Origin of the sequence: Flavobacterium sp. (genome assembly GCF_044371705.1) — a bacterium.
In the GTDB taxonomy this organism is placed as follows: domain Bacteria; phylum Bacteroidota; class Bacteroidia; order Flavobacteriales; family Flavobacteriaceae; genus Flavobacterium.
In genome coordinates this window covers 1-4,832 of record NZ_JBILTE010000193.1, presented here as the reverse complement: position 1 = coordinate 4,832, position 4,832 = coordinate 1, and the positions used below count along the sequence as shown (strand labels likewise).

General features: G+C 35.8%; 4 protein-coding genes and 1 tRNA gene. All 5 read right to left on the bottom strand.

The genetic code is table 11. From position 1 onward, the window contains the following. Nucleotides 1-209: 209 nt before the first annotated feature. A complete protein-coding gene (locus ACIQ2S_RS11400) occupies nt 210-1,013 on the bottom strand; it encodes a zinc-dependent peptidase (RefSeq protein WP_396176078.1) in 804 nt (267 codons plus the stop codon). 324 nt (nt 1,014-1,337) lie between these two features. Continuing rightward, a tRNA-Arg gene (locus ACIQ2S_RS11395) sits at nt 1,338-1,411 on the bottom strand. A gap of 40 nt (nt 1,412-1,451) precedes the next feature. Next, nucleotides 1,452-1,901 (bottom strand): GatB/YqeY domain-containing protein, encoded by a 450-nt coding sequence (locus ACIQ2S_RS11390; protein ID WP_396176076.1) that lies wholly within the window; start codon nt 1,899-1,901, stop codon nt 1,452-1,454. A gap of 149 nt (nt 1,902-2,050) precedes the next feature. After that, nucleotides 2,051-3,976 (bottom strand): cell division protein FtsZ, encoded by a 1,926-nt coding sequence (ftsZ, locus tag ACIQ2S_RS11385; protein ID WP_396176074.1) that lies wholly within the window; start codon nt 3,974-3,976, stop codon nt 2,051-2,053. 48 nt (nt 3,977-4,024) lie between these two features. Then, on the bottom strand, nt 4,025-4,832 hold an 808-nt coding region (gene ftsA / locus ACIQ2S_RS11380), incomplete at its 5' end, for a cell division protein FtsA (RefSeq protein ID WP_396176072.1).

Below are 4,832 nucleotides of genomic sequence, written 5' to 3'. Positions count from 1 at the left end.
TGATGTTTTTTGAATAACATTTCTGCCTTGGTTAAATCATCTGTAAGATTCAACTTAATTACATTCTTGGTCATTATTGTTGACACGGGCACCTTTTGTTTCATGACAAAGAGAATTTGATTATTCAGCAAAGTTGCACCAATTTTTAGTGTGTTTAAATGACTAAAATCAGCATCTTTTTATTAAAATTTTTGTATATTAAGTGCAGATTAAAAGTTAATCATTTTTCTTACTTTTTCAAAAAGCTCCGGATGTTCCGCTTGAAATTGAAGTGGCGTTTCAAAGAAATGCTCTAAAATAACGGCTATAAATTCAAAATGATTGGTATAGGCATATATTCTAAAGTAATCTGAAGCAATCAATTTTGCAGCAACTTCGGGATTTTCAATATAATCTCTAATTTGCACGTACATTTTAGCAAATTGAAGCGAACTTACATCGGAATTCTTTAACCCATGCAGATGAATTGCGTGAGCAAACTCATGCAACCCTAAATTCAAATTGTCATTTGAGTAGTCATAGCCTTCTAAAAAATCTTTCCATGAAAAAACAATTGCTTTCATTCTCGGATTAAATTCCCCTTTATGCCATGCATCGTTTACTGTTGAATAATACGACTCAGGATAGATGATAATTTTATCAAAAACATCAATGATGTATTTTCGCATTCCAAATGTTAATTTAACGGCTGTTGCAGCAATCATTACTTTCATTTCATCGGATACAACTAAATCTTCTTTTGGAATAAATTGATAACTACCGATAAAAGTAGCCACGCGATGCTCGAAATATTTTTTTCTTTGCTCGGAAAGTGCAACATAAAATTCTATTCTATTTGCCAATAATAGTCGCTGCGAATCAGACAATTGATTTTGTGAAATATAAAAATGAACATAAATTGGCCTATTGAAAATCATCAGATAATAATGTTCAATCGTATTCAAAACAATTGCCGAAAAAAGTGCTATTATTAGTGCTAAAAGGAAAAAAATAATAATAAATATAACTGCCATAGTAGAATTTTGAGTTATAGAATGGAAATATACTGATTTAAAACAGAATTGAAAAGTAGCATTCAAATCTTTCCAAATATAACATTGATTTAACTCCGACAAAGAAGCAAGATGACTCATGATTTCAATGAATTTACCTTCAAAATAAACTTCAAATTAATCGCGAAGTTTAGGGATTGAAAAACTAACGAGAGAAATAAAATTCTCAAGCAAGCTTGGACAGGATTACCTCCGGTGATCCCTCAAAGCTCCGCTTTGAAAATACTAAAAACAAAAAAACGCTCAAGCAAGCTTGGCGTTTTTTCTTATTCTAGTATTTATTCGTGACCTCGACAGGATTCAAACCTGTAACCCTCAGAGCCGAAATCTGATATTCTATTCAGTTGAACTACGAGGCCAATGTTTTTATTCAGGAGTGCGAATCTACAATAAATTCTCTTATGCTAAAAGTTTTTTTACAATTGTAGCAATTGTTTTACCATCAGCACTTCCCGCTAATTGTTTAGAAGCCATTCCCATTAATTGACCCATCGAAGCCATTCCTGCAAATCCGTTGTCTGCAATTAATTGGGATACAGCAGCTTCTACTTCTGCTTCTGATAGTTGTTTAGGAAGAAATTTTTCAATAATTTCTGCTTGTTGTAGCTCCGGTTCAGCCAAATCGGGACGGTTTTGTTGCACATAAATCGCCGCACTATCTTTTCGTTGTTTCACCAAACGTTGTAACAACTTTATCTCATCTTCCTGAGCTAATTCATCCTTAGCACCACCTTCGGTCAATGCTAGTAAAATAGCTGACTTAACGGCTCGTAATGACTCCAATGCTAAAGTATCCTTCGCACGCATCGCATTTTTGATCTCCTCATTGATTTGAACTTGTAAACTCATGGTAAAATTTAATTAACTAGTGATAGACTTCAATTAAAACACTTCCCTAAACTCTTAAAATTCCTTTTGTAAAATCTGATGCGAAGGTAAAAAAAATAACCCGAAAATTAACTATAATTTTCGGGTGAGATAAAGGTTGTTAGAGTGAATTAATCTACATTATCATGCAGAAACGAATTGTTTGATCGCAACTGAATATCGTCGTTGCTATCTGTTCCTAATGACATTCTAGACTGATTATTGGTTGCTGACGGATTTTGCAAATCCAATCCCATTCTTTTGTAAGCCGGTTCTTTTTCAAGCTCCTCTAATCGAGAAGAATTGCTGTGAAATTTATAATTAAACTCTTTTAATTTTTTTCTTCTTTCATCTGCTCGGAGTTTCAATGACTCATCGATACTCATTTCCAAAGGGTTGATAGGTTCGTGATTGTCAGAAAATTTATTCTGCATAGGTTCCACTTGCTTCATTGTAATGTTTAATTCTTCATTAAGGGGTTCTTCAACCACATGAACTGCAGGTTTTGAACTGATTAATTCTTGTTCCACTTCCATGTATTCCTCCAAAGAATAACGAATAACTCCCGATTCATTTAATTCGGTCATCGGAATCACTTGTACAGGTTCGTGTACCTTAATTTCATTAGTAGCGGTAGGATTGAGGTCAAAAAGGATGGTGTTTTGTTGCGTTGGAACTTCAGCAGCAACTGTAAGCAAGTCAAAACTGAATGAAATTTGTTCTTTTTCAACAATTACAAATTCCGGATCCTTCACAATAATTTCTCTAATTTCTGGTGTGGTGGAAAAAAGGTGGTTTTCTGAAAGCGGTGAAACAATTTCAAAAACTGTGTCTATATTTTTAATGGCTGCTGTAGTCTGAATCAAGTCGGAAACAACAGTAGGCTGTGTAACTGTCATTTCGTCTACCAATTCAAACACAATTTTCTCTTCCGCTTTACTAGTTTCCTTTTCTAAGGCGAAATCAACTATTGGCCCCATGGATTTGTTTGACAAGTCCATTGTAGCCGTTTGGTTATCGTCTAACGAATGAATTATTTTCTTTGGCTCTGCGTTGACAATTTCTTTTTGTTGTTCAACATTAAACCCCGTAGCTATAATTGTTACAGCGATAGAGTCACCAAGTGTTTCATCTTCACCAACACCCATAATAATATTGGCATTGTATCCAGCTTCTGCTTGGATATGGTCGTTAATTTCTCCAATCTCATCAATAGTAATTTCAGAAGAGCCCGAAACGATAAGCAACAATACGTTTTTAGCACCTGCAATTTTATTGTCATTCAACAATGGAGAATCCAAAGCTCCGATAATTGCTTCTTTGGCTCTATTCTCTCCTTCTGCTTTAGACGATCCCATAATAGCTGTTCCGCTATTAGACAATACGGTCTTCGCATCTTTTAAATCGATATTTTGAGTATAGTGATGCGTAATAACTTCTGCAATTCCTCTGGACGCAGTAGCTAAAACTTCATCAGCTTTTGAAAACCCGGCTTTAAAACCCAGATTGCCATATACTTCTCTTAATTTATTGTTGTTGATAACAATTAAAGAATCCACTTGTTTTCTCAATCGTTCCACACCCGACATTGCTTGTTCTGAACGGACTTTTCCTTCAAATTGAAAAGGAATAGTTACGATTCCAACGGTAAGAATGTCTTTCTCTCTTGCCATTTGCGCAATCACGGGAGCTGCACCTGTACCGGTACCACCGCCCATTCCAGCAGTAATAAAAATCATTTTGGTATTGCTGTCTAACATTTTTTCAATATCATCCATGCTTTCCATCGCAGATTGTTGTCCTACTTCCGGATTTGCTCCGGCACCAAGACCTTCAGTCAAGTTGACTCCCAATTGAATTTTAATAGGAACCGGACTGTTTTGAAGTGCCTGTGAGTCGGTATTACAAACCACGAAGTCTACTCCCTTAATCCCCTGTTTAAACATATGGTTAATGGCATTACTACCACCACCACCTACACCAATAACTTTTATTACATTTGATTGATTTTTCGGTAAATCAAACGCAATACTTCCAAAATCTGAGTTGCTTATCATAATACTTGGTTTTGCATTTTACTAATACGAGCTAATTCAGAGCGTAGGCTACTCTGCATTATCTAAAAATTCTTTAATTTTTTCAACATAACGATCTAAAAAAGATCTTTTAATTTTTCCTTCGGTAGTTTCAGGAGCTTCTTCCGCTTTTGGAACTTCGACAATCGGGGCTTGAATTGCAGGTTCCTGAACTTTTGCTTCTACTTTTTCCGCTGGTAATTCACTAACTTTTACTGCACTTTGCGAGTTATTAGCTATACTGTTCATTACTAATCCAACGGCAGTGGCGTATAACGGACTAGATATTTCTTCGCTTGAATTTCCAGCCAAATGTTCGTTTGGATAACCAATACGCGTATCCATACCGGTAATATATTCCACCAATTGCTTGATGTGCTTTAACTGAGCACCACCGCCTGTTAAAACAATTCCGGCAATTAATTTGCGTCGTGGATCTTCGTGACCATAGGCTTTAATTTCGGCAAACACCTGCTCAATAATCTCAACCACACGAGCATTGATTATTTTAGAAAGGTTTTTAAGCGAAATCTCTTTTGGTTCACGACCTCTCAATCCGGGGATAGAAACAATTTCATTGTCTCTATTTTCTCCGGGCCAAGCTGATCCAAATTTTACTTTTAGTAATTCGGCCTGTTTTTCAATAATTGAACAACCCTCCTTTATGTCTTCAGTAATGATATTTCCTCCAAAAGGAATTACTGCTGTATGACGAATAATTCCATCTTTAAAAATGGCTAAATCGGTTGTACCGCCACCTATATCGATCAAAGCCACACCGGCTTCTTTTTCTTCTTGACTTAAAACGGCATCTGCAGAAGCTAAAGGCTCTAATGTT